The 22,896-nt window shown below is 42.3% G+C and carries 26 protein-coding genes and 1 pseudogene; all 27 read left to right on the top strand.

The features are described from left to right. The first annotated feature begins 5 nt into the window (after window positions 1–5). A complete protein-coding gene (locus B7703_RS01130) occupies window positions 6–638 on the top strand; it encodes a competence protein (RefSeq protein WP_228112183.1) in 633 nt (210 codons plus the stop codon). A gap of 95 nt (window positions 639–733) precedes the next feature. Continuing rightward, window positions 734–1,177: a tRNA (adenosine(37)-N6)-threonylcarbamoyltransferase complex ATPase subunit type 1 TsaE gene (gene tsaE / locus B7703_RS01125; protein ID WP_084923292.1), complete on the top strand. Its 444-nt coding sequence runs from the start codon at window positions 734–736 to the stop codon at window positions 1,175–1,177. Then, a complete protein-coding gene (locus B7703_RS01120; RefSeq protein ID WP_060627456.1) occupies window positions 1,167–1,685 on the top strand; it encodes a GNAT family N-acetyltransferase in 519 nt (172 codons plus the stop codon). The genes tsaE and B7703_RS01120 overlap by 11 nt, the downstream gene beginning before the upstream one ends. Window positions 1,686–1,692: 7 nt before the next feature. Next, complete coding sequence (gene lytR / locus B7703_RS01115) at window positions 1,693–2,745, top strand: glycopolymer--peptidoglycan transferase LytR (RefSeq protein WP_000239273.1); 1,053 nt, start codon at window positions 1,693–1,695, stop codon at window positions 2,743–2,745. Window positions 2,746–2,833: 88 nt separating this feature from the next. After that, the gene (locus B7703_RS01110) at window positions 2,834–4,090 is read left to right on the top strand and encodes a competence/damage-inducible protein A (protein WP_084923291.1); all 1,257 of its coding nucleotides are present in this window, start codon (window positions 2,834–2,836) and stop codon (window positions 4,088–4,090) included. 54 nt (window positions 4,091–4,144) lie between these two features. Further along, complete coding sequence (gene recA / locus B7703_RS01105) at window positions 4,145–5,299, top strand: recombinase RecA (protein WP_084923288.1); 1,155 nt, start codon at window positions 4,145–4,147, stop codon at window positions 5,297–5,299. Between the two features lie 115 nt (window positions 5,300–5,414). After that, window positions 5,415–6,785, top strand: a complete 1,371-nt coding sequence (locus B7703_RS01100) for an MATE family efflux transporter (protein ID WP_084923286.1) — start codon at window positions 5,415–5,417, stop codon at window positions 6,783–6,785. Window positions 6,786–6,881: 96 nt separating this feature from the next. Then, window positions 6,882–7,598: a YebC/PmpR family DNA-binding transcriptional regulator gene (locus B7703_RS01095; protein ID WP_000532879.1), complete on the top strand. Its 717-nt coding sequence runs from the start codon at window positions 6,882–6,884 to the stop codon at window positions 7,596–7,598. Window positions 7,599–7,725: 127 nt separating this feature from the next. Beyond that, on the top strand, window positions 7,726–8,196 hold the full coding sequence (locus B7703_RS01090) for a MarR family winged helix-turn-helix transcriptional regulator (RefSeq protein WP_004256742.1): 471 nt from the start codon (window positions 7,726–7,728) through the stop codon (window positions 8,194–8,196). Beyond that, window positions 8,192–8,266, top strand: a pseudogene (locus tag B7703_RS10225) (ABC transporter ATP-binding protein); the annotation flags it as partial. The gene B7703_RS01090 and the pseudogene B7703_RS10225, both read left to right, overlap by 5 nt. Before the next feature lie 299 nt (window positions 8,267–8,565). Beyond that, window positions 8,566–9,552 (top strand): substrate-binding domain-containing protein, encoded by a 987-nt coding sequence (locus tag B7703_RS01085; protein ID WP_004256744.1) that lies wholly within the window; start codon window positions 8,566–8,568, stop codon window positions 9,550–9,552. Then, window positions 9,552–10,868, top strand: a complete 1,317-nt coding sequence (locus B7703_RS01080) for a sensor histidine kinase (protein ID WP_004256747.1) — start codon at window positions 9,552–9,554, stop codon at window positions 10,866–10,868. The genes B7703_RS01085 and B7703_RS01080 overlap by 1 nt, the downstream gene beginning before the upstream one ends. Further along, complete coding sequence (locus B7703_RS01075) at window positions 10,861–11,544, top strand: response regulator transcription factor (RefSeq protein WP_004256751.1); 684 nt, start codon at window positions 10,861–10,863, stop codon at window positions 11,542–11,544. The genes B7703_RS01080 and B7703_RS01075 overlap by 8 nt, the downstream gene beginning before the upstream one ends. Beyond that, complete coding sequence (locus B7703_RS01070; protein WP_049501831.1) at window positions 11,541–12,824, top strand: ABC transporter substrate-binding protein; 1,284 nt, start codon at window positions 11,541–11,543, stop codon at window positions 12,822–12,824. Before B7703_RS01075 ends, B7703_RS01070 begins: the two co-directional genes overlap by 4 nt. 205 nt (window positions 12,825–13,029) lie before the next feature. Then, window positions 13,030–13,467: a PTS sugar transporter subunit IIA gene (locus tag B7703_RS01065; RefSeq protein ID WP_004256753.1), complete on the top strand. Its 438-nt coding sequence runs from the start codon at window positions 13,030–13,032 to the stop codon at window positions 13,465–13,467. Between the two features lie 43 nt (window positions 13,468–13,510). Then, window positions 13,511–14,005, top strand: coding sequence for a PTS sugar transporter subunit IIB (locus B7703_RS01060; protein WP_004193690.1), 495 nt, complete (start codon window positions 13,511–13,513; stop codon window positions 14,003–14,005). A 27-nt stretch (window positions 14,006–14,032) separates the two neighbouring features. Further along, entirely contained in the window at window positions 14,033–14,878 is an 846-nt protein-coding gene (locus B7703_RS01055) for a PTS mannose/fructose/sorbose/N-acetylgalactosamine transporter subunit IIC (protein WP_049501833.1), read from the top strand. Beyond that, window positions 14,862–15,716 (top strand): PTS system mannose/fructose/sorbose family transporter subunit IID, encoded by an 855-nt coding sequence (locus B7703_RS01050; protein ID WP_002896727.1) that lies wholly within the window; start codon window positions 14,862–14,864, stop codon window positions 15,714–15,716. Before B7703_RS01055 ends, B7703_RS01050 begins: the two co-directional genes overlap by 17 nt. Window positions 15,717–15,806: 90 nt before the next feature. Then, window positions 15,807–16,097, top strand: a complete 291-nt coding sequence (locus B7703_RS01045; protein ID WP_004256757.1) for a hypothetical protein — start codon at window positions 15,807–15,809, stop codon at window positions 16,095–16,097. Window positions 16,098–16,276: 179 nt separating this feature from the next. After that, entirely contained in the window at window positions 16,277–16,738 is a 462-nt protein-coding gene (locus tag B7703_RS01040; RefSeq protein WP_004256759.1) for a MarR family winged helix-turn-helix transcriptional regulator, read from the top strand. Next, window positions 16,722–18,491 (top strand): ABC transporter ATP-binding protein, encoded by a 1,770-nt coding sequence (locus B7703_RS01035; RefSeq protein ID WP_084923284.1) that lies wholly within the window; start codon window positions 16,722–16,724, stop codon window positions 18,489–18,491. The genes B7703_RS01040 and B7703_RS01035 overlap by 17 nt, the downstream gene beginning before the upstream one ends. Next, window positions 18,481–20,241 (top strand): ABC transporter ATP-binding protein, encoded by a 1,761-nt coding sequence (locus B7703_RS01030; RefSeq protein WP_084923281.1) that lies wholly within the window; start codon window positions 18,481–18,483, stop codon window positions 20,239–20,241. Before B7703_RS01035 ends, B7703_RS01030 begins: the two co-directional genes overlap by 11 nt. A gap of 95 nt (window positions 20,242–20,336) precedes the next feature. Further along, window positions 20,337–20,840, top strand: a complete 504-nt coding sequence (locus B7703_RS01025; RefSeq protein ID WP_192851942.1) for a phosphatase PAP2 family protein — start codon at window positions 20,337–20,339, stop codon at window positions 20,838–20,840. Between the two features lie 113 nt (window positions 20,841–20,953). Beyond that, complete coding sequence (locus B7703_RS01020) at window positions 20,954–21,400, top strand: LytTR family DNA-binding domain-containing protein (RefSeq protein ID WP_084923277.1); 447 nt, start codon at window positions 20,954–20,956, stop codon at window positions 21,398–21,400. Between the two features lie 4 nt (window positions 21,401–21,404). Further along, window positions 21,405–22,079, top strand: a complete 675-nt coding sequence (locus B7703_RS01015; RefSeq protein ID WP_084923275.1) for a LiaF transmembrane domain-containing protein — start codon at window positions 21,405–21,407, stop codon at window positions 22,077–22,079. Between the two features lie 106 nt (window positions 22,080–22,185). Continuing rightward, on the top strand, window positions 22,186–22,374 hold the full coding sequence (gene rpmB / locus B7703_RS01010) for a 50S ribosomal protein L28 (protein ID WP_001140948.1): 189 nt from the start codon (window positions 22,186–22,188) through the stop codon (window positions 22,372–22,374). 155 nt (window positions 22,375–22,529) lie between these two features. Further along, window positions 22,530–22,895: an Asp23/Gls24 family envelope stress response protein gene (locus tag B7703_RS01005; protein WP_000216437.1), complete on the top strand. Its 366-nt coding sequence runs from the start codon at window positions 22,530–22,532 to the stop codon at window positions 22,893–22,895. Window position 22,896 lies beyond the last annotated feature (1 nt).

Here is a 22,896-nt window from a genome sequence, read left to right as displayed (position 1 = left end):
GAAGAATGATGGAAAAAATGAAAAAGCAAATTCGTGTTTTGTTATTGCTGACGTTTTTTGGTCTTAGTAGCTGTTCTTGTTTAAGTTTATCGACTTGGGCCTTGATGTTAAATCAAAACTGCTTCTATTATTTAGTTGGCATGTTGCTCCTTGCCAGTATTGGTGCAGGGCTAAACTACTATAGTGGACAGCGAAATCAATCTTATTCAGTTTTTAGAGCAGATAAGAAACAACTCTTGTATACTTTGTTACTCTTAGTAAACATTTTGGGTTTAGCTTTAATTGTCATAGAACATATCCTTGTAGGAAATACATCCGTAGAAGGATTTGTGGAAGCCTTTCTTCCGAGTTTCTTTTTCTTATTTGGTATTGATTTGTTAGTTTTTCTACCAATTCAGAAGTATGTAAATGGATTGAAAAAGATTTTGGGAAAGAAGGAAATGTGTTTTATTAGTGGACTAGCTATTCTAATCTTTCTCAGAAATCCTTGGATGCTATTATCCATGACCTTTTATATTACCTTGGGAATGCTATTTCTAGGACTATTGGTGCCAAAAGTCATTCGCTGGGAAGTTTCATTTTACAGTCATTTGATGAGAGATATCTTGTTAGTTGTCTTCTTGCTGTTTCTATTTTAAGAATAAAAAAAGAGATAGTTCTAGTTTTACAATTTATAATATGGAATTCACAGATAATATCTCGACAAAGGACAACTTTTTGGTATAATAGAAACATGTACACTAAAAACGAAGAAGAGTTACAGTCCTTAGGGAAACGTTTGGGCTATTTATTAGAAAAAAATGACGTCTTAATTCTAACTGGTGAACTTGGAGCAGGCAAAACGACCTTTACAAAAGGTCTTGCTAAAGGGTTACAGATTACTCAGATGATTAAGAGTCCAACCTACACTATCGTAAGAGAGTATGAAGGTCGTCTTCCGCTTTACCACCTAGATGTTTACCGTATTGAGGGAGATGCGGATTCTATTGATTTGGATGAGTTTCTCTTTGGTGGTGGGGTAACTGTCATCGAGTGGGGACATCTTTTAGGTGATGCCTTGCCAGATAATTATTTAGAATTGGAAATTCTAAAAGAAGAAGACGGTCGCAGATTAAACTTCAAAGCCAAGGGTTTGCGTGCAGAAAAACTCTTAGAGGAGCTTCAACATGGAGTATGAATTGCTCATTAGAGAAGCAGAACCTAGTGATGCGGCTGAATTAGTGACATTTTTAAATCGTGTCAGTGTAGAAACAGATTTTACCAGTCTGGACAGGAATGGCATTTTGATGACAGATACTGAGATGGAGTTGTTTTTGGATAAACAGGCTCACTCGGAAAATCAAATCACTTTACTGGCCTTGCTGAATGATGAAATTGCTGGTCTTGTAAATATCACAGCTGATCAACGCAAGAGAGTTCGTCATATTGGAGATCTCTTTATTGTGATTGGTAAGAAGTATTGGAATAATGGACTGGGGAGTTTGTTACTTGAAGAAGTCATAGAATGGGCACAGGCTAGTGGCATTCTTCGTCGACTTCAACTTACTGTCCAAACTCGTAATCAGGCTGCAGTTTATCTATATCAAAAACATGGCTTTGTAATTGAAGGTAGACAAGAGCGCGGTGCGTACATAGAAGAAGGGGAATTTATCGATGTTTACCTGATGGGTAGGCTGATAGATTAATAGAAATATGGTTAAAAAAATTATTGGAATGGTGCTAGCTTTTCTAGCTGTGACGGTTTTGGGTGTGGGTGTTTTTGCTTATACTATTTATCAGCAAGGTACACAAACCTTATCAAAAACCTATAAAAAAATTGGAGAAGAAACCAATGTTATTGAGGCGACTGAACCATTAACGATTCTTTTGATGGGGGTTGATACTGGGAATGTAGAGCGTACAGATCAATGGGCTGGAAATAGTGATTCCATGATTCTCTTGACGGTGAATCCACATACTAAGAAAACCATGATGTTGAGTTTGGAACGTGACATCCTGACTAAAATTCAGCATAAAGATGGCCAGATTGAGGAAGCGAAGTTAAACGCTGCCTATGCTGGTGGTGGTGCAGAGTTAGCTATTTCAACCATTCAAAAGATGATGAATATCCATATCGATCGCTACATTATGGTTAATATGCAAGGATTGCAACAATTAGTCGATGCAGTGGGTGGTATAACCGTCAACAACACGCTAGGCTTCCCAATTTCTATTAGTGATCAAGAGGAATTTAATACCATTTCTATCGGTGTTGGAGAACAGACAATAAATGGAGAAGAAGCGCTTGTTTATTCCCGCATGCGTTATCAAGACCCAGAAGGAGACTACGGACGTCAGAAGCGTCAGCGTGAAGTCATTCAAAAGGTTGTTGAAAAAGTTCTTAGTTTGAATAGCGTTAGTCACTATCAGTCTATCTTAAAAGCCTTAAGTACGAATATGCAGACTAATATTGATTTATCTGCGAAAAGTATTCCTAGCTTGTTGGGCTATAAAGATTCATTTAAAACCATTGAATCTCAACAATTGAAGGGCGAAGGAGAGATGTTGCAAGGTATTTCTTACCAGATTGTTTCGAGAGAGCATATGTTGGAAATGCAGAATATATTGCGACGTTCTTTGGGACAAGAAGAAGTCACTCAGCTGGAAACAAATGTTGTCTTATTTGAAGATTTGTTTGGACGGGTGCCTGTTGGTGATGGGGAGAATCAACAACAAGGTGTCTTTGTAACAAATGAAGTAGAATAGTTCGTTTTTTAATACAAATAAAAAATTAATCGTGGGAAATTTCCTGCGATTTTTTCAAAAAAATACGAATAGATAGGTAGGAGGAAACATGAAAGCAGAAATCATTGCTGTTGGAACAGAGATTTTGACAGGACAGATTGTCAATACCAATGCTCAGTTTTTGTCGGAAAAACTAGCAGAGATTGGGGTAGATGTATATTTTCAGACGGTTGTAGGAGACAATGAAGCTCGTCTCTTGTCTTTGCTTGAGATTGCCAGTCAACGTAGCAGTCTGGTGATTTTGACAGGTGGTTTAGGGCCAACTGAGGACGATTTGACCAAACAAACTCTGGCTAAATTTTTAGGGAAAGAATTAGTCTTCGATCCTCAGGCTCAGGAGAAGTTGGATATCTTTTTTGCCCAGAGACCAGACTATACCCGAACACCGAATAACGAAAGACAAGCTCAACTTGTAGAAGGAGCGACTCCACTGCCAAACGAAACAGGATTGGCTGTGGGGGGGATGTTAGAGGCCGAAGGAGTGACCTACGTCGTTCTTCCAGGTCCACCAAGTGAATTGAAACCCATGGTCTTAAATCAACTTCTACCCAAGTTGATGACAGGGAGCAAGCTGTATTCCCGAGTTCTTCGTTTCTTTGGAATTGGCGAGAGCCAGCTGGTGACGATTTTGGCTGATTTGATTGATAATCAAACAGATCCGACCTTGGCCCCTTATGCTAAGACAGGAGAAGTCACTCTGCGTCTATCAACAAAAGCTAGCAGACAAGAAGAGGCGAATCAAGTGCTGGATATCTTGGAAAATCAAATCTTGGACCGCCAGACCTTTGAAGGCCTTTCTTTACGAGACCTTTGTTATGGTTATGGAGAGGAGGCTAGCTTGGCCAGCATTGTGGTAGAAAAGCTAAAAAAACAGGGGAAAACTATCACGGCTGCAGAGAGTTTGACGGCAGGGCTTTTCCAAGCTAGGGTAGCGGATTTTTCGGGTGCTTCAAGTATATTTAAGGGTGGTTTCGTAACCTATAGCTTGGAGGAAAAATCAAAGATGTTGGATATTCCTGTCAAGGATTTGGAAGAACAGGGTGTGGTGTCTGCATTTACAGCTCAGAAGATGGCTGAGCAGGCACGAATCAAGACCCAGTCTGATTTTGGCCTTAGTTTGACTGGAGTGGCAGGACCAGATAGCCTAGAAGGGCACCCAGCTGGGACAGTCTTCATAGGCTTGGCACAGGAGCATGGAACTGAGGTCATCAAGGTTAATATTGGAGGCAGAAGTCGAGCAGATGTACGTTACATTGCTGTTATGCATGCCTTTAACCTAGTTCGCAAGGCTTTATTAAGTGACTAACTTTTGATATAATAGTAGATAGGTCTGAGGACCATTAGAATGTAGGAGAATAGAATGGCGAAAAAACCAAAAAAATTAGATGAAATTTCAAAAAAATTTGGGGCTGAACGTGAAAAAGCCTTGAATGACGCTCTTAAATTGATTGAGAAAGACTTTGGTAAAGGATCAATCATGCGTTTGGGTGAACGTGCCGAGCAAAAGGTGCAAGTGATGAGCTCAGGTTCTTTGGCTCTTGACATTGCCCTTGGTTCAGGTGGTTATCCTAAGGGACGTATCATTGAAATCTATGGGCCAGAGTCATCTGGTAAGACAACGGTTGCCCTTCATGCAGTTGCGCAAGCACAAAAAGAAGGTGGTATCGCTGCCTTTATCGATGCGGAACATGCCCTTGATCCAGCTTATGCTGCGGCCCTTGGTGTCAACATTGATGAGTTGCTCTTGTCTCAACCAGACTCAGGAGAGCAAGGTCTTGAGATTGCAGGAAAATTGATTGACTCAGGTGCTGTAGATCTTGTCGTGGTCGACTCAGTTGCTGCCCTTGTACCTCGTGCGGAAATTGATGGAGATATCGGAGATAGCCACGTTGGTTTGCAGGCTCGTATGATGAGCCAGGCTATGCGTAAGCTAGGTGCTTCTATCAATAAAACCAAAACAATTGCTATCTTTATCAACCAATTACGTGAAAAAGTTGGGGTGATGTTTGGAAATCCAGAAACAACTCCTGGTGGACGTGCTCTGAAATTCTACGCATCAGTCCGTTTGGATGTTCGTGGAAGCACACAAATCAAAGGAACTGGTGACCAAAAAGACACCAATGTCGGTAAAGAAACTAAGATCAAGGTCGTGAAAAACAAGGTGGCTCCACCATTTAAGGAAGCCTTCGTTGAAATCATGTACGGAGAAGGGATTTCTAAGACTGGTGAACTCTTGAAAATCGCAAGCGATTTGGATATCATCAAAAAAGCAGGAGCTTGGTATTCTTACAAGGATGAAAAAATCGGACAAGGTTCTGAAAATGCTAAGAAATACTTGGCAGATAACCCAGAAGTCTTTGATGAGATTGACCATCAAGTCCGCGTTCAATTTGGTTTGATTGATGGAGAAGAAGCTACTGAAAGCAAAAAAGAAGAAGCAGTTCAAGTAGACTCTGTGAATGAAGAAGTTACACTTGACCTAGGCGACGAACTTGAAATCGAAATTGAAGAATAAGCTGTTAAAGCAGTGGAGGACATCCGCTGTTTTTTCGTTGTCTTTTTCTGGTTTTCAGCTCACGCATAGTTTGCTGTTTCTTGTCGCTCCTCTAGAAAGCTGATATAATAGCCTTATGAATAAAAAACGAACAGTGGACCTGATACATGGTCCGATTCTTCCCTCGCTTTTGAGTTTTGCCTTCCCAATCTTGCTATCAAATATTTTTCAACAGCTCTATAATACTGCTGATGTCTTGATTGTTGGGCGTTTTCTTGGTCAAGAGTCCTTGGCTGCAGTAGGAGCGACAACAGCGATTTTTGACCTGATTGTAGGTTTTACTCTTGGTGTTGGCAATGGCATGGGAATTGTCATTGCCCGTTATTATGGAGCTCGGAATTTCACTAAAATCAAGGAGGCAGTAGCAGCCACCTGGATTTTAGGCGCTCTTTTGAGTGTTGTAGTGATGCTGCTGGGCTTTCTTGGTTTGTATCCTCTCTTGCAATACCTAGATACTCCTGCAGAAATTCTTCCCCAGTCCTATCAATATATTTCTATGATTGTGACCTGTGTCGGTGTCAGCTTTGCCTATAATCTCTTTGCAGGTTTATTGCGGTCCATTGGGGACAGTCTGGCTGCGCTTGGTTTTCTGATTTTCTCTGCTCTGGTTAATGTGGTTCTGGATCTCTATTTCATTACGCAATTGCATCTGGGAGTTCAATCCGCGGGACTAGCTACCATTATTTCGCAAGGCTTATCAGCGCTTCTCTGCTTTTACTATATTCGTAAGAGCGTGCCAGAACTTTTGCCTCAGTTTAAGCATTTCAAATGGGACAAGGCCTTGTATGCGGATCTTTTGGAGCAAGGGTTGGCTATGGGCTTGATGAGTTCGATTGTGTCCATCGGCAGTGTGATTTTACAGTCTTCTGTTAATACCTTTGGTGCAGTGATTATTAGTGCCCAGACGGCGGCTCGACGCATTATGGCCTTTGCCCTTCTTCCTATGACCGCTATTTCTGCATCAATGACGACCTTTGCTTCTCAGAATTTAGGTGCTAAGCGACCAGACCGCATTGTTCAAGGACTTCGAATCGGCAGTCGTTTAAGTATATCCTGGGCAATTTTTGTTTGTGTCTTCCTCTTTTTTACCAGTCCAGCCTTGGTTTCCTTCTTGGCTAGTTCGACGGATAGCTACTTGGTAGAAAATGGAAGTCTCTATCTGCAAATCAGTTCAGCCTTTTATCCTATTTTGAGTCTCTTATTGATTTATCGCAATTGTTTGCAGGGGTTGGGGCAAAAAGTCCTTCCTCTGGTATCTAGTTTTATCGAACTAATCGGGAAAATCGCTTTTGTGGTCTTGATTATCCCTTGGGCAGGCTATAAGGGAGTTATCCTTTGCGAACCACTCATCTGGGTTGCCATGACTATCCAACTGTATTTCTCACTGTTTCGTCACCCCTTGATAAAAGAAGGTAGGGCCATCTTGGCAACAAAAGTGTCATCATAGCTCGATTTGCTGAATAAAATCCATTTCCTTTAGTGAAAATCGAAAAAACTTGTGTTATAATAAGAAAGATTAAAATGTGAAAAAAGGAGATTCCTAATGGGACGTAAATGGGCCAATATCGTAGCCAAGAAAACGGCTAAAGATGGAGCTAACTCTAAAGTATATGCAAAATTTGGTGTAGAAATCTATGTAGCAGCTAAAAAGGGTGATCCAGATCCAGAATCAAACTCAGCCTTGAAATTCGTTATCGACCGTGCTAAACAAGCCCAAGTGCCAAAACACGTTATCGATAAAGCGATTGATAAAGCAAAAGGAAACACAGATGAAACCTTTACAGAAGGACGTTACGAAGGTTTTGGACCAAATGGTTCTATGCTGATCGTGGATACTTTGACTTCAAATGTCAACCGTACAGCGGCTAATGTCCGTGCAGCTTTTGGTAAAAATGGCGGAAACATGGGCGCTTCAGGTTCTGTTTCATACCTCTTCGATAACAAGGGTGTTATTGTATTTGCAGGTGAAGATGCGGATGCAGTCTTTGAGCAATTGCTAGAAGCAGATGTGGATGTGGATGATGTAGAAGCAGAAGAAGGTACAATCACAGTTTACACAGCTCCAACTGACCTTCACAAGGCTATCGTTGCTCTCCGTGAGTCTGGCGTTGAAGAGTTCCAAGTGACTGAATTGGAAATGATTCCTCAGTCAGAAGTGGAATTGTCAGGCGATGACCTTGAAACCTTTGAAAAACTTTACAGCGTTCTTGAAGACGACGAAGACGTACAAAAGATCTACACAAACGTAGACGGGTTCTAATTTAACATAGAAAATATGATCCTAAGTGAGAAAATCACTTGGGATTTTTTTAATCAAGAAAATAGTTCTCACGGAAATTTATTTAGTTCCTAGGAGAACTAAATGCAATGATTAGAAAGGAGTAAGTATGGATAAACCGATGTTGGTTTTAAAACGTTTTGGACACCAGGTACATCTGATGGTACAAAAGGAAGCCAAACGTTGTGGTATTGAATTTATGGGTGTACCTCAAGGACAAGTTCTGCGTTTTTTAGGTTGGCGTGAGCATGAACAAGAATTAACGCTCATCAAGGATATTGAACAAGAACTCAATATTAGCAAGTCTGTTGCTAGTAACTTGGTCAAGCGTATGGTGCAAAATAGTTTGGTGGAGCTGGAGGCGAGTCCTGTCGATAAGCGGGCTAAGTTTGTTCGTTTGACGGACAAATCGCGTTCTCAAATGCAGCAGGTTAAGGCCTTCTTTGAACGAATTGATCAGAGTCTGCTAAATGGTGTTTCAAAGTCAGACTTGGCAATCTTTGAAAAGGTTCTCGGTCAGTTGCAAGAAAATGTTCAGAAGATAGGAGGAGAGAATGAAGAAATTAGCCAAATGAATTAGTGGAAAAGAATGGGGTATGATTTTACTAGCCATTCTCTTTACCTGCTTTTCGGTTTATCTAGAGTTGGAAGAAGAGGAACTTCCATTTTAAAAAAGAAGTAAGGGCTGGGAAATGACCTAGCTCTAAAAAATCAGCATTCAGTTTTGTAAGATGCAAGATCTGTTTGACTGAATTCTATTTCTCTCAAGCTTTTAAAAGTTTAATTATGATTGCCGAGGTGGGACCAAGAATCAAAAATCAATGAATTTTTAGATTCTGTCGCGCCTTTTTTATGATAATCATTTTGGAAAGATTTTGCTTTTTGGCGGTTTTGTAATATAATAATCCTATATGTTTCATAAAGGCGCTTACGGCATAGGGGGTGAAAAATGGTAGCAGCTAACGTCAAAAAACGGGGTCAGCATTATCAGAAGAAGGCTCTCTGGCCACTTTCCATTCTGCTTATTTTTGCTTTGTTTTTTGTTTATTTCAAGGGCGTTCTGCCAGATGAGAAGCAGGTCAAGATTGGGGCAACCTACATGACCATGAATAATGATTTTTATAAGATCTTAAATGCGGAGCTGGAGAAGAAAACCAACCAGCAGGGCAGCCGGCTTTACGTGCGGGATCCTGAGCTGGGTGAGGGCAAGCAGAGCCAGCAGATTGACTTTTTTGTCCGAGAAAAGGTTGATGTCATTGTTATCAATCCGGTAAAAAGTAATAGTCCAAGTATCATTTCCTCTCTTCAAAAGGCCAAGAAAGCTGGGATTAAAATCATCGTAGTGGATGCGCCTATCAGTCAGGATGTAAAAGTGGATACGACTATTGTGTCGGATAACTACCAAGCAGGCGTCCTGATTGCCCAGGACATGATGAAGCGCTTGCCTTCTGCTAATATTCTCCTTCTAGAGCACCGCAATGCCGTCTCTGCTATGGACCGGATTCAGGGATTTATTGATACGATTGAAAAACAGCCTAGCTACAAGATTATTTCCCAGAAAGAAACACTAGGCCAGACAGAGGAAAGCATGCCGCAAGTAAAAAGTGCCTTAGACGAAGGATTGGACTTTAATGTAGTCATGGCGCTCAATGATCGGGCAGCTATCGGGGCCTTGGCTGCTATTAAAAATCAAGGTCTTGATAAGAAAATCTCCATCTACGGCGTGGATGGATCGCCTGATATCAAAAACTTTTTGGCTACGACTAGCGATATAGAGGGAACCGTGGCCCAATCGCCCATTCAGATGGGACGCAAGGTGGCACAGGTAATTGAGCTGATGCAGGAGGGGAAATCCTACGACAGCCAATACCTGATTCCTGTTCATCTGGTTAATAGAGATAATATCAGTCAATACACAGTTACAGGGTGGCAATAATGAGACCTCAAAAAAGTATCTTTTATAGCAAAATCGCCTTAATGGTCATCAATCTGTTTGCCATTGTCTATAATGCATCCATCTATCTCTTTGCGACCAACTATGTAGCGGCTAAGGGCTTCAGTCACTCGCTTTTGGAGCGTTTGGATGCCATTCCGGGCTCTCCTAGCCTAATCTTCTGGGTATCCATTAGCCTGTATGCCTGTCTGCTTTTAGTCATGTACTATCGGGAGCGCCACCCCAATCAGCTGTCCGTCTATGACAAGGCGACCATTATTGAAATCCTGCTCATGCTGGTCATCTTTTCCGTCTTGCACTCGTCCTACAATGGCTTGATTCTCTTGGTGTTTGCGGATATTTTCTATGGCTCTAAGGAGTTCAATGCTTCCAAGGACAAGAAGTACTGGTTTTCTTTCATTATTTTGAGCTTTGGCATGCTGCTCTTGTCCAACTATAACCTCATGTCGCTCTTTATCAAGCTGCCGTCTTTGGATACCTATATTCGTTTTTATCCTGAGTTTGTACGCTTTTTGCTCTTATTTGGCAAGAACTTTCTCTACTCGCTTAATATTGTCGTCTTTATGATTTCCTTGCTATTCTATATCTTGTCGGCTATTACGGAGCGCCATCGTATTGAGGAAGAGCTTCGCATGGCTTTTCAAGCCAATCGCGAGCTGAACTCTTACCTGGCTTTGTCTGAGAAAATAGCAGAAGATCGAGAGCGGAAGCGGATTGCCAGAGAGATTCACGATACATTAGGTCATGCCCTGACGGGTATTTCAGCTGGTATTGATGCGGTCAAGGTCTTGGTTGATATTGACACCAACCGAGCTAAGGAGCAGCTTAATAATGTCTCTGTCGTTGTTCGAGATGGTATCCGTGATGTCCGCGGCTCGCTCAATAAGATGCGCCCGGGAGCTCTGGAAAATAACACTTTGAAGGAAGCTCTGATTAAGATTATCCGTGAGTATGAAGCCATCTCCAACTTGGAGATTCATCTCCTCTACAAATGGGATAATATTGACTTGGATATTGCCAAGGAAGACATTGTCTTCCGGGTGATCCAGGAGTCGATTACCAACTCTGTCCGCCATGGTCATGCCAAGACTATCTGGATTGAGCTACTAGAGGAAGAAGAAGCTTATGTAATGACCATTCAGGATGATGGTGTTGGCTTTGATGAACTCTACTATGGCTATGGCCTCAAGCAGATGCAGGAGCGCCTAATGATTATTGGCGGAAGCGTCCGCTTTGAAAATCGGGACGGTTTCTACACGCATATCAAAATTCCAAAAATAGGAGGAAGACATGATTAAGGTTTTAATAGCAGACGATCAGGCCTTGATTCGCGAGTCTCTGCAAATCATTCTGTCTGCCCACGCAGATATTGAGGTAGTCGGGACGGTCGGAGACGGCAAGGAAGTGCTGGAAAAGCTTCATCGGGTGCGCCCAGATGTGATTTTGATGGATATTCGCATGCCAGTCATGGATGGTGTTCTCTGTACCAAGGCTGTCAAGGAGCAGTATCCAGATGTCAAGATTATCATCCTGACGACCTTTGACGATGATGAATTTATCTTCTCAGCTCTCAAATACGGTGCATCTGGTTATATTCTTAAAGGGGTTTCGACAGAAGAACTTCATGAAGCTATTCAGACAGTCTATCGAGGCGGAGCTATGATCAATCCCAATATTGCCACCAAGGTCTTCAAAATCTTTTCACAGATGGCCCAGTCCAACTTTGCCATCACAGTGACAGAGGAAAATGTGGAGGACATGAACCGGACGGAGTGGAAGATTATCCAGCAGATTAGCTTTGGGATTTCTAATAAGGAAATTGCAGCCAAACTCTTTCTATCAGAAGGGACAGTCCGTAATTATCTATCGGGTATCCTAGCCAAGCTCAACCTGCGTGACCGGACCCAACTGGCTATCTGGGCCGTACAGACTGGAGTCACCCAGAGAGATTTTAGTAAGGAAGGCGACAAATGAAGTGGAGATTGAGAAATTTGTCCCTGCTGGTTGTCCTGATTATATCTGTTGCTCTGGCTTTTGTATTTTGGGCTTCAGCTCAGGACAAAGTCCTGCGTATCGGGGTCTATGCTGGTTCTAGCTGGGATGTGCCTAACAGTCGCGAAAACAAGGTCTTGGACAGCCTGATTAAAAGATTTGAAAAGACGCATCCTCCTGTCAAGGTCGTTTACGAAAGCGGTATTCCCAAGGATGATTATGCTGACTGGCTGGCAGAGCAAGTCTTGAAAGGCGAGCAACCAGATCTCTTTATGGTGCCAGAAAACGACTTTAGCATGTTGGCTTCGACTGGCGCGCTTAAATCCTTGGATCCCCTCCTAACGGATGATAAGCGAAAGGCTTTTTATCCAGTGGCTTATGAAGCTGGGCAATATCAGGGAGTCAGCTATGCCCTTCCAGTTGAGAGCAATCCTATCATGATGTGTGTCAATAAAGACCTGCTTGAAAAAGAAGGAATTAGCATTCCTGAGTCAGGATGGACCCTGGCGGATTTCTATGAGATTTGCAAGAAAGTAACCAAGGATACCAATGGCGATGGTGTGGTGGATCAGTACGGTATAACGGATTACACTTGGCAGCAGGCTCTGGTAGCTTACGGCGGCCATCTTACCGATAAATCCGGTATCACTGTGGACAGCGCAGAGATGCACCAAGCCTTGGCCTTTATGAGCAAGCTAGATATGCTCAGCCAGCACTATAAGGTGACTTCTAATGACTTTGATGAGGGACGGGTGGCTTTCTATCCTATGAGTCTGGCCCAGTATCGGACCTACAAGCCTTACCCTTACCATGTTGCCAAGTATTCTAGCTTTTCTTGGACCTGTATCCCCATGCCAACAGCTAATAGCCAGGTGATGGGGACACAGGTCAAGACCTCGCTCTTTGCCATGTCTTCCAATACCAAGCAAGAGAAGCTGGCTTGGGAATTTATGCTCTTGCTGTCACAGGATAAAGAAAGCCAGCAGGCCTTGTTTGAAAAATCGCAGGGGACCTCAGTCTTACCATCTGTGGTGAAAAGTCAACAGGCTAGAGAAATCTTACAGGCAGATGATTTTGGCTTGGATTCCTTGACTTCTGAGAGGCTAGACCACATGATGAATCGCTCCATCATTGACATCAGTCTAGAAGTAGACCGTCATACCATGGACCGGATGGACTATCTGATTCAAAATGCTATGCAGAATCAAGAGATTGACAGTGCCTTGCCGAGCATTCAAAGAGAAATAGAAAGCGGAAAATAATCTGCTTTCTTTTTGTTTGCTCTGAAAGGAGCAGGAAAGGTACAGCTGACTAGACAAATATGACAAATGTCATATGTTTCCTGACAAATGTCATCTGGGCAAAGTGACATTTGACAATATGAAACCGATTCCAAAACTTGTACAATAAAATCATCAATAAATCCTTACTTGGCTAAGAGCTAGAAGGAAAAAGGAGGCAGGAAAGATGAAATACCTTGTACTGGTCAGTCATGGGGGACTGGCTGCAGGCGTGCAGAGTTCCTTGAAGATGTTTGCCGGAGACAAGACGGATCAGGTCATTGCGGTTGGTCTTCAGGAAGGCAAGTCAGTTGATGATTTTGCAGTTGATTTTACTCAGGCCTTAGATGGCTTAAGCACTGATGACAGTGTCTTAGTTCTGGCTGATATTGTAGGAGGCAGTCCTCTGACGACAGCAGCGAGCGTCTTAGCTGACATAGGTAAGCTCGACTCAGCAGTTATCTTGGGCGGTTTGAACCTGACCATGGGACTGACTGGCTTGGTTATGAAAGACATCTTAGACGGGAAAGATCTGGCTCAGGCTATCCTTTCCGAGGCTACAGCTGCTTTGCAGGAATTTGAAGTCGTAAGTGATGCAGCTGAAGAAGATGAAGACGACATTTAGTACTTCCGTCATACATTCTAAAAGATAAAAGGAGATTTTAAAGATGACAGTATCATTTGTACGGATTGACGACCGCATGATCCACGGTCAAACAGTCACTCGCTGGGCCAAGGAATACCCTTGTGATGGCCTGATTGCAGTAAATAATGCTGCAGCAGGAAACAAGGTTTTGATTCAGGCCTACAAGGGAGCTTCTGACAAGAAGACTTTTGTTTGGACCAAGGAAGCCTTCAAGGAAAAATCAGGCAAGGTCACAGAGTCAGACAGCCGCTATTTCCTCATTACGAAAAATCCTGTGGACATGAAAGAAATCCTAGTGGACCAAGGCTTTGTACCTGGTGATGTTAAGGAAATCATCATTGGCCCTGCTAATGACCGTCCTGGAGCTATTAAGCTGGGGAATAACCAGTCCATTACCCAGGAAGAGGCAGAAGCGATTGAGGCGATAGAAAAAGCAGGCTACAAAGTCAAATTCCAGCTCCTACCAGATGTTTCCATCGGTTATTGGAGCGATTTCAAGTCTAAATTTGGTTTTTAATTATAATAATGAAAAGGAGAGTCTATTATGACAATTTCTTGGCTGCAAGCCGCTTTACTGGGTCTTTTCGCTAGTTTAGCTTCTATGCCTGGTATGGGTGGTACTAGTATTGGTAACTACACTTTGGGACGTCCTCTGGTCGGAGGCTTGATTAGCGGGCTGATTCTCGGAGACTTAACAACAGGGATTATGGTTGGGGTAGCCCTTCAGGTTCTCTACATCGCTCTGGTAACACCAGGTGGTACAGTTTCTGCTGACGTGCGGGCGATTTCTTACATTGGGATTCCTCTCGCAATCTTATTTGTTCATTCTAAAGGAATCACGTCTGAATCTGCTATTGCTGCAGCAGCTGCACCAATCGGAGCAGCAGTTGGTACTATCGGTACAGTTCTCTTCTATGGAACAGCCACTACAAACCTGCTATGGCAGCACATTGGCTGGAAAGCCGTTGAAAAAGGCGAATTTAAAAAGCTTTACGCTGTTGACTGGGTTTATCCTTGGATTTCCCACTTTGTCTTCTCTTTCCTTCCAACAATGCTTATCACTAAGTTTGGCCCCGATATGGTTGAGTTGATGAAGACCCACCTGCCAATGGATGGCTTCATCATGAAATCCCTCTTTACAGTCGGAGCTCTTCTCCCATGTGTAGGTATTGCCATTCTCTTGAAACAAATCGTTACCAAGGCTGCTGACTTTATCCCATTCTTTGTGGGCTTCACCTTGGCTAAGTCACTTGGTCTTAATTTGGTTGCCAGTGCAGTTGTTTCACTGATTTTTGCAGTAATTTACTATGAATTGGAAGTAATCAAATCAGCTCGTGTGACCGCGCCGGCTGGTGGGGCTGACTTTGATGACGATGAGGAGGATATCTAAGATGGCTGAAAGAAAGAAAATAACTAAAAAGACTTTAGCGAAATCATTCCACCATTGGTACTATGGTCATTTGACTTGCTTCTCTCAAGAGCATATGCAGACTTTTGGTTACTTGACCTCTATGCTACCAATCGTGGAAGAACTCTACAAAGACAAAGCAGAGCAGAAAGAAGCTATGCAGACCTATACGGCTTTCTTCAACACAGAACCTCAGCTCGGAGCTTTGGTAGTGGGGATTACAGCTGGTTTGGAAGAAGCGCGTGCCAATGGAGACGCTGTTGACGGCGAAACTATCAATGGTATGCGTGCCGGTCTCATGGGACCTATCGCAGGTATCGGTGATTCATTGGTTGTCGGAACCCTAATCCCAGTTCTGCTGGGGATTGCCCTTGGCCTCTCAAAAGGCGGAAATCCTATCGGGGCTCTCTTCTACATCCTTGTATGGAATGTTCTCATCTATGGCGGTATGCGCTTTGCCTACTTCAAAGGCTATGAATTAGGGGACAAGGCGGTTGAATTCCTTGTAGGACCTAAAGGACAGGCGCTTCGTAAGGCAATCAGTGTCATTGGTGGTATGGTTATCGGGGCAGTTGCTGCAACTTGGGTATCTGTAACGACTTCATTAGAGCTGAAAAATGCTGATGGCGAAGCCTTCTTGAAGCTACAAGAAAAGATTGACGGTGTTTATCCAGGTCTCTTAACAGCTGGCTTTATCACCCTTTGCTGGTGGCTGATGGCCAAGAAAAAAGTATCACCAAACCTTGTTATGCTCCTCTTGGTTGTCATTGCTTTGATTGGTGTAGCACTGGGCATCTTTGATCCTCAACTGAAATACTAATTCCTACTCAAGTTTCAGACTGGCAGTAAGTCCGATATGCTGCTAGTCTAGTATCAATTTGTTTGACTTAAATAAAGAATGGAGAAAATCATGACAGAACAAGAATTGATTCAAGGTTATGAAACAGAAATTCACTACCAGAAGCATATGATTGAAAATCTAGGACGCTGGTTTACTCTCTTCTTTGTCATTGCCAGTATCGGTCTTGTTCTGATTTACTTCTTTCATGAGACTAATCTATTAGCACTGATTGCAGGAATTGTCCTAGCCCTTCTGGGTGTCTTAGCCATGCTCTTGTTTGGTTATGGCATCTACAGAGGACGGCTCAATCTGCAAAAGGTGATCAATGATTTTGAAGCAAAACTAAAACTTGCAAGATAGACATTTAACCTAGAAAACATAATCCTAAGTGAGAAAATCACTTGGGATTTTTTTAATCAAGAAAATAGTTCTCATGAAAACTTTTTCTTGACATCTCTTTTCAAAGTGGTAAAATAGTTCTCATGAAAACTTATTTAGTTCTCAGGAGAACCAAATGCAATGGTTAGAAAGGAGTTAGTATGGACAAACCGATGTTAGTTTTTAAGCGTTTTGGTCACCAGATTCATTTGATGGTGCAAAAGGAAGCCAAACGTTGTGGTATTGAATTTATGGGTGGACCACAAGGTCAGGTTCTGCGTTTTTTAGATCAGTGTGAACAAAAAGAGAAACTGGTCTTGATTAAAGATATCGAGCAGGAACTAAATATTACCAAGTCTGTGGCGAGTAACTTGGTCAAGCGTATGGTGCAAAATGGTTTGGTGGAATTGGAGGCGAGTCCTGTCGATAAGCGGGCCAAGTTTGTTCGTTTGACGGACAAATCGCGTTCTCAGATGCAAGAAGTTAAGGCCTTCTTTGAACGCATTGACAACCAGTTGATGGCAGACATTGATGAAGATGAATTACTGATTTTTGAGAAAGTCCTCAATCAACTACAGGAAAATATCAAGAGAATAGGAGGAGAGAATGAAGAAATTAGCTAAACGAATTAGTAGAAAAGAATGGGGGATGATTTTACTAGCCATTCTCTTTACATGCTTTTCGGTCTATCTAGAGTTGGAAGTTCCGACCTATATCTCGAAAATCACGGATTTGCTGGGGACTCAAGGAACTAGTTTAGATGAGTTATGGCAACCAGCAGGTATGATGGTCGGAATGTCTTTTTTTGCCTTCTTGTCCGCAGTCGCAGTTGGATTTTTTGCATCCAGAGTGGCGGCTTCCTATACTAGTAGGCTGAGAAGTGATATTTTTAACCGAGTTTTGGATTACTCGCAGACAGAGATTAAGAAATTCTCTATTCCAAGTCTCCTAACTCGTACCACTAATGATATTACTCAAGTTCAGATGTTGATCACCATGGGCTTGCAAGTGGTTACGCGTGGTCCGATTATGGCTATCTGGGCTATAGGGAAGATTTTAGGCCATTCAGAATACTGGCTCTGGGCTGTTCTTGTGGCAGTGATTGTCAATGTTTTGATGACAACAGTTTTGATGACGCTAGCCTTTCCAAAACAGTCCTTGATTCAAAGTCTGACTGATAAACTGAATAGTATCACTCGGGAGAGTCTAACAGGTATTCGCGTTGTTCGTGCCTACAATGCTGAAAAGTACCAAGATGAAAAATTTGCAGCAGCAAATGATGAATTGACCCGTTTGAATTTGTTTGTCAACCGTCTCATGGCCATTTTGAATCCCATCATGATGGGGATTTCAAGTGGTTTGAGTGTGGCGATTTATTGGATTGGGGCCTATGTGATCAACGATGCTGCTCCTACAGCTCGTCTGCCTCTCTTTAGTGATATGGTTGTTTTCATGTCTTATGCCATGCAGGTTGTCATGGGATTCCTTCTCATGGGGGCGCTCTTCATCGTTCTTCCTCGAACTATGGTCTCTGCCAAGCGGATTAATCAGGTTCTAGATTTGCATTCTTCTATCCAAAATCCTGCTCAAGTGCAGTTGGCTGATGAAAATCTCAAAGGTCAGGTCGAATTTAAGGATGTGACCTTCCGCTATGCTGCAAATTCGGAGGCAGTTATCGAGCATGTTAGCTTTAGAGCAGAAGCTGGCCAAACAGTTGCCTTTATCGGCTCAACTGGTTCTGGTAAGTCAACTCTAGTCAATCTGATTCCACGTTTCTATGACGTATCAGCAGGGGAAATTCTGGTGGATGGTGTCAATGTTCAAGATTACGGTTTGGAAGATTTGTGCAATAAGGTCGGCTATATTCCACAAAAAGCTGTTCTCTTTTCAGGTGATGTCAAGGGCAATCTAGACTTTGGACGCAGCCAAGAAACACCACTTAGTGAGCAGGCTATGTGGCAGGCTTTGGAGTTAGCCCAGTCTAAGAACTTTATCGAAGACAAGGAAGCGGGCTTAGCGTCAGAAGTGGCCCAAGGAGGAACTAACTTCTCAGGTGGACAAAGACAACGTTTGGCCATTGCGCGTGCCTTGGCTCGTAAGCCAGAAATCCTCATCTTTGATGACTCCTTCTCAGCCTTGGATTACAAGACAGATCGTGTCCTACGCCAAGAGCTAGCAGAGAAAACAAAATCTATGACCAAGCTCATCGTCGCACAGCGTATCTCAACAATTATGGATGCAGATTTGATTTTGGTCTTGGATCAAGGAAAAGTCGTGGGGCAAGGCACCCACAGGGAACTTCTAGCTAATAACGAAGTTTACCAAGAAATTGCCTATTCACAACTATCGAAGGAGGAATTGGAACATGGAAAATAAAAAAATGTCTCTTTGGAAACAGAGTAAACCCTATCTTGCAGGTCTCCAGTTTGCCCTTCTAATCGCCTTTCTAGCAACAATCGCATCCAATATCATTACTGTATATGGTCCAACCCGTATCAAGGAAATGACTAATATTATTGCTAGTGGTTTAGAAACAAGTGTGGATGTCGCTGCGGTTGCAGCTATTGGTGGTTTTTTGGCCGTCATCTATGTGATTGGACTCCTATCAAATTATTTGCAGGCCTTTCTGTTTACAACAGCTATTCAACGTTTTTCAGAGCGTTTGAGAAGAGCTATTGCAGCGAAAATCAATAGCCTACCATTGGGATATTTTGATGGACACTCTCAGGGGGATACTTTGTCTCGTGTAACTAATGACGTTGACACTGCAGCCCAGTCCCTTAATCAAAGTCTGGGAACAGTTCTTTCATCCACTTTACTGGTCGTGGCAGTCTTGGTAACCATGTTTGGGATGAACTGGATTTTAGCCTTGGTGACGGTTGTGTCAACCCTTATTGGTTTTGTTTTTGTATCCGTCTTTATGGGCAAATCACAGGGCTTTTTTAAGAGTCAGCAACAGGATTTGGCAGCTGTCAATGGTTATGTGGAGGAAATGTACTCTGGCCATAATGTGGTGACCAGTTACAATGCTATCGAGAGCACGAAAGAAGAATTTGCGAAATTAAACAATCGTCTGTATGATAGTATCTGGAAATCTCAATTTATTTCAGGAATTATGATGCCGATTATGATGTTTATTGGGAACTTTAGCTATGCCTTGGTGATTATTGTTGGTGCAGCCTTGGCTCTGAATGGACAGATTAGTATCGGGATTATCGTTGCCTTTATGGCCTACGTTCGTATCTTTTCTCAGCCTCTTTCACAAATTGCCCAAGGGATTACCAGTCTTCAGCAGGCTAGTGTAGCCATGGGCCGTGTCTTCGAATTCCTAGCTGAAGAGGAAATGGAAGACGAATCCCATAAAGCAAGACAATTGAGCAATATGAAAGGTCAAGTAGTCTTTGATCGAGTATCCTTTGGTTATACACCAGAGCGAACCATTATTCATGACTTTTCTGCGACCGCTCATGCAGGTCAAAAGGTTGCCATTGTCGGACCGACCGGAGCTGGTAAGACAACCATTGTCAATCTTTTGATGAAGTTCTATGAGATTGATAAGGGAAGTATCCGCATCGATGGTGTGGATAGCAAAGAGATGAAGCGTTCGGAAGTACATGATGCCTTTTCAATGGTCTTGCAGGATACTTGGCTCTTTGAAGGTACTATCCGAGATAATCTCATCTATAACCAAAAGGGGATTAGTGATGAGCGTGTGATTGAAGCCAGCAAGGCTGTGGGGATTCACCACTTTATCATGACCCTGCCAGATGGTTATGATACTGTCTTGGATGATACAGTAACCTTGTCTGTCGGACAAAAACAACTCTTGACCATTGCTCGTGCTTTGCTGAAAGATGCGCCACTCCTAATCCTAGATGAAGCGACTTCTTCTGTTGATACCCGTACAGAGGAATTGATTCAGAAAGCTATGGATCGTTTGATGGAGGGCAGAACTTCCTTTGTCATCGCCCACCGCTTGTCAACCATCCGTAATGCGGATCTGATTCTTGTCATGAAAGATGGAAATATCATAGAGCAAGGAAATCATGATGAGCTGATGGCGCAAGCTGGCTTCTACGCTGATCTCTACAACAGTCAGTTTACAGAAGATGAAGTAGAAGAATAAACCCAAAGAAGGCTTGACGGCCTTCTTTTTCTGCACTATACTAGAAGACAAGTGCTTCCCTGCAAATAAAATTTGAGTAAGTGATGAGAAAATATATGAAGAATTATCAAGAATGGTATGACCACATTGCTAGTAACATTGGAAATAAGCCCTTTCTTCTGAGCTTGTTAAGAGCTTTCAATCGGTTCATGACGATAGTTATGCCTATGATTTATCTAACCTTGTTAGCAATTACCTATCTCCAACAAGGACTTGGGAAACAGGTCGGAATCTATTTGTTTATTCCAGCGTCAGGTTTTGTGATTTTGTCCTTTCTTCGTAAGAAAATCAATGCCCCTAGGCCTTATGAGGAATGGGATATTAAACCTTTGCTTGACAGAGATAGTCCTGGTCAGTCTATGCCCAGTCGTCATGTCTTTTCAGCAACCATTATTTCCATGGCTTGCCTTCATGCTAGTTTAACTATGGGGATGATTTGTTTGACATTATCAGCCTTCCTAGGTCTAGTGAGAGTCTTAGGTGGCGTGCATTATCCCAAGGATGTAGTGGTTGGTTATATTTGTGCTCTTGTGTGGGGTGTGCTTTTCTTTCTATGTTGACCTGTAAGTTAAGGCGGTCCTACAACCACTTACGAGTCTAAAGTAACCACTTGCTTTTTTGCTCTTGTTTTCTTATTTTAGCTTTGATATAGTAGAGTCAGAAAGGAGATGGAATGAAGTTACGAATCGAAATTGACAGCAATTTAGAGGAAACTGAAATTGTCATCAAGGCAGTGGCTTTGACAGATGAGATTGCGGATTTACAGCTCCTCTTGCAAGAGTCCAAGTCTCCTCGGTTGATTTTTTACAAGGGGACGGGCGAATATTATCTGGACTTGTCGGAAATTCTCTTCTTTGAGACGGAAGGTAGCAAGATTTATGCCCATACCCAGAAAGATGCCTACGAGGTTCGGCTTAAACTCTATGAGTTAGAAGCTATCCTGCCCCGTTATTTTAGTCGGGTATCCAAGTCAACTATTGCTAATATTCGGCAAGTCTATTCGGTGGACAAGTCCTTTTCAGGAACGGGCACCATTTCCTTTTATCAAACCCACAAGGAGGTTCATGTCTCACGACATTATCAATCCCTCCTAAAAGAAAATCTAAGAAACATGAGGTAATAAGATGAAAAAGAAAGCATTTGGTATTGTATTGCTTGTTTTGGCGGCTTTAGTATTATTGCAGGGGAATTTTGGAATCCCTTCTCTGGGGGGGCAAATTTGGCCCTTGATTGGTATTGCTTTTTTTGCCTACCAATCAGTCGGAGCTTTGTTGCGTCGCCACTTAACTTCAGCCTCTTTTACAGCTCTAGTAGCCTTAATGATTGCTAACCACTTTTATGATATTTTACCGATTCCAAATCAGTCACTATTCTGGGCTAGTATTTTAATCGTACTGGGTGTCAACGCACTTACTCATTCTAACAGAACTTGGAATGGGAAAAAATGGTGGTATGATGGTGAAAAAAACATTCTTATAGATAAGGAAGTTGCTTTTGGGACTGGGACTTTCTACAAGCAAGAGCAAGAATTGGTAGAAGATCAAGTAGAAGTTGGTTTTGGCAATGCCAAGATATATTATGACAATGCAGAGATGTTAGGAGATAGCGCAACCTTGAAGATAGAAGTCGGATTTGGGAATGCAGTTATCTACGTGCCTCAACATTGGGGAGTTGATTTAAAGGTAGAAACTTTCTGTGGCGTAGCCAAGGCAGATACTCCTCTAGCCCCAACCAGCAAAACCTTGATTATTCGTGGAGATGTGGCTTTTGGGAAATTAGGAGTTGTTTACGTTAAATAAAAAAATCTTCCAATCCCCTTGCCAAAACAGAGAAAGTGTGATAACATAGTACAGTATGTGGTGCTAGCACATCCGCTATATTAGATCTAATAGGAGGAAAACACAAATGGCTAAAGTATGTTACTTTACAGGTCGTAAGACTGTATCAGGAAACAACCGTTCACACGCGATGAACCAAACAAAACGTGCCGTAAAACCAAACCTTCAAAAAGTTACTGTTCTTATCGATGGTAAACCTAAAAAAGTTTGGGCTTCAGCTCGTGCTTTGAAATCAGGTAAAGTTGAACGCGTTTAATAATAAAAGTAAGGAGACCTTAGGGTCTTTTTTCTTTTACTGTAGGTATAAAATCATTTGAAAAACGGAGTAAATATCCGCTGATACAGTATTCTGCTTTTACACTTGGGCTGAAATATGATAAAATAGAGTATCAACTAGTTGAGGTAAAAAGGATGACTGTAAAAATTAATACAAAAGATGGTCAAATCGAACTAACAGATGAAGTGATTGCAACCGTCGTAGGTGGAGCAGCAACTGAGATTTTTGGTGTGGTCGGTATGGCTAGTAAAAATGCCCTCAAAGATAATTTCCAAGCCCTTCTAGGTAAGGAAAATTATTCCAAAGGTGTCGTCGTAAAGGCGGCCGAAGATGGCAGTATTGCAGTTGATGTATATACCGTGTTGAGCTACGGAACAAAGATTAGCGAAGTGTCAAAAAACATTCAAGAGCGTGTTCGTTTTAGTTTGGAAAACCAACTTGGAATTACTGCTCAGACTGTAAATGTCTACATTCAAAATATCAAAGTTGTAGGAGAATAAC

The sequence above is a fragment of the Streptococcus mitis genome, assembly GCF_002096735.1.
Lineage (GTDB): Bacteria > Bacillota > Bacilli > Lactobacillales > Streptococcaceae > Streptococcus > Streptococcus mitis_CZ.
This window is presented reverse-complemented; position numbering and strand designations above follow the sequence as displayed.

Bases quoted from the DNA above. Each gene is read 5' to 3' on its own strand.
- B7703_RS01130 (WP_228112183.1), top strand. From the start codon at position 6: ATGATGGAAAAAATGAAAAAGCAAATTCGTGTTTTGTTATTGCTGACG.
- B7703_RS01100 (WP_084923286.1), top strand. From the start codon at position 5,415: ATGAATAAAAAACGAACAGTGGACCTGATACATGGTCCGATTCTTCCC.
- B7703_RS01085 (WP_004256744.1), top strand. From the start codon at position 8,566: ATGGTAGCAGCTAACGTCAAAAAACGGGGTCAGCATTATCAGAAGAAG.
- tsaE (WP_084923292.1), top strand. From the start codon at position 734: ATGTACACTAAAAACGAAGAAGAGTTACAGTCCTTAGGGAAACGTTTG.
- B7703_RS01015 (WP_084923275.1), top strand. From the start codon at position 21,405: ATGAAAAAGAAAGCATTTGGTATTGTATTGCTTGTTTTGGCGGCTTTA.
- B7703_RS01095 (WP_000532879.1), top strand. From the start codon at position 6,882: ATGGGACGTAAATGGGCCAATATCGTAGCCAAGAAAACGGCTAAAGAT.
- rpmB (WP_001140948.1), top strand. From the start codon at position 22,186: ATGGCTAAAGTATGTTACTTTACAGGTCGTAAGACTGTATCAGGAAAC.
- B7703_RS01045 (WP_004256757.1), top strand. From the start codon at position 15,807: ATGACAGAACAAGAATTGATTCAAGGTTATGAAACAGAAATTCACTAC.
- lytR (WP_000239273.1), top strand. From the start codon at position 1,693: ATGGTTAAAAAAATTATTGGAATGGTGCTAGCTTTTCTAGCTGTGACG.
- B7703_RS01110 (WP_084923291.1), top strand. From the start codon at position 2,834: ATGAAAGCAGAAATCATTGCTGTTGGAACAGAGATTTTGACAGGACAG.
- B7703_RS01020 (WP_084923277.1), top strand. From the start codon at position 20,954: ATGAAGTTACGAATCGAAATTGACAGCAATTTAGAGGAAACTGAAATT.
- B7703_RS01065 (WP_004256753.1), top strand. From the start codon at position 13,030: ATGAAATACCTTGTACTGGTCAGTCATGGGGGACTGGCTGCAGGCGTG.
- B7703_RS01090 (WP_004256742.1), top strand. From the start codon at position 7,726: ATGGATAAACCGATGTTGGTTTTAAAACGTTTTGGACACCAGGTACAT.
- B7703_RS01035 (WP_084923284.1), top strand. From the start codon at position 16,722: ATGAAGAAATTAGCTAAACGAATTAGTAGAAAAGAATGGGGGATGATT.
- B7703_RS01055 (WP_049501833.1), top strand. From the start codon at position 14,033: ATGACAATTTCTTGGCTGCAAGCCGCTTTACTGGGTCTTTTCGCTAGT.
- B7703_RS01025 (WP_192851942.1), top strand. From the start codon at position 20,337: ATGAAGAATTATCAAGAATGGTATGACCACATTGCTAGTAACATTGGA.
- B7703_RS01030 (WP_084923281.1), top strand. From the start codon at position 18,481: ATGGAAAATAAAAAAATGTCTCTTTGGAAACAGAGTAAACCCTATCTT.
- B7703_RS01005 (WP_000216437.1), top strand. From the start codon at position 22,530: ATGACTGTAAAAATTAATACAAAAGATGGTCAAATCGAACTAACAGAT.
- B7703_RS01060 (WP_004193690.1), top strand. From the start codon at position 13,511: ATGACAGTATCATTTGTACGGATTGACGACCGCATGATCCACGGTCAA.
- B7703_RS01120 (WP_060627456.1), top strand. From the start codon at position 1,167: ATGGAGTATGAATTGCTCATTAGAGAAGCAGAACCTAGTGATGCGGCT.
- B7703_RS01070 (WP_049501831.1), top strand. From the start codon at position 11,541: ATGAAGTGGAGATTGAGAAATTTGTCCCTGCTGGTTGTCCTGATTATA.
- recA (WP_084923288.1), top strand. From the start codon at position 4,145: ATGGCGAAAAAACCAAAAAAATTAGATGAAATTTCAAAAAAATTTGGG.
- B7703_RS01050 (WP_002896727.1), top strand. From the start codon at position 14,862: ATGAGGAGGATATCTAAGATGGCTGAAAGAAAGAAAATAACTAAAAAG.
- B7703_RS01075 (WP_004256751.1), top strand. From the start codon at position 10,861: ATGATTAAGGTTTTAATAGCAGACGATCAGGCCTTGATTCGCGAGTCT.
- B7703_RS01080 (WP_004256747.1), top strand. From the start codon at position 9,552: ATGAGACCTCAAAAAAGTATCTTTTATAGCAAAATCGCCTTAATGGTC.
- B7703_RS01040 (WP_004256759.1), top strand. From the start codon at position 16,277: ATGGACAAACCGATGTTAGTTTTTAAGCGTTTTGGTCACCAGATTCAT.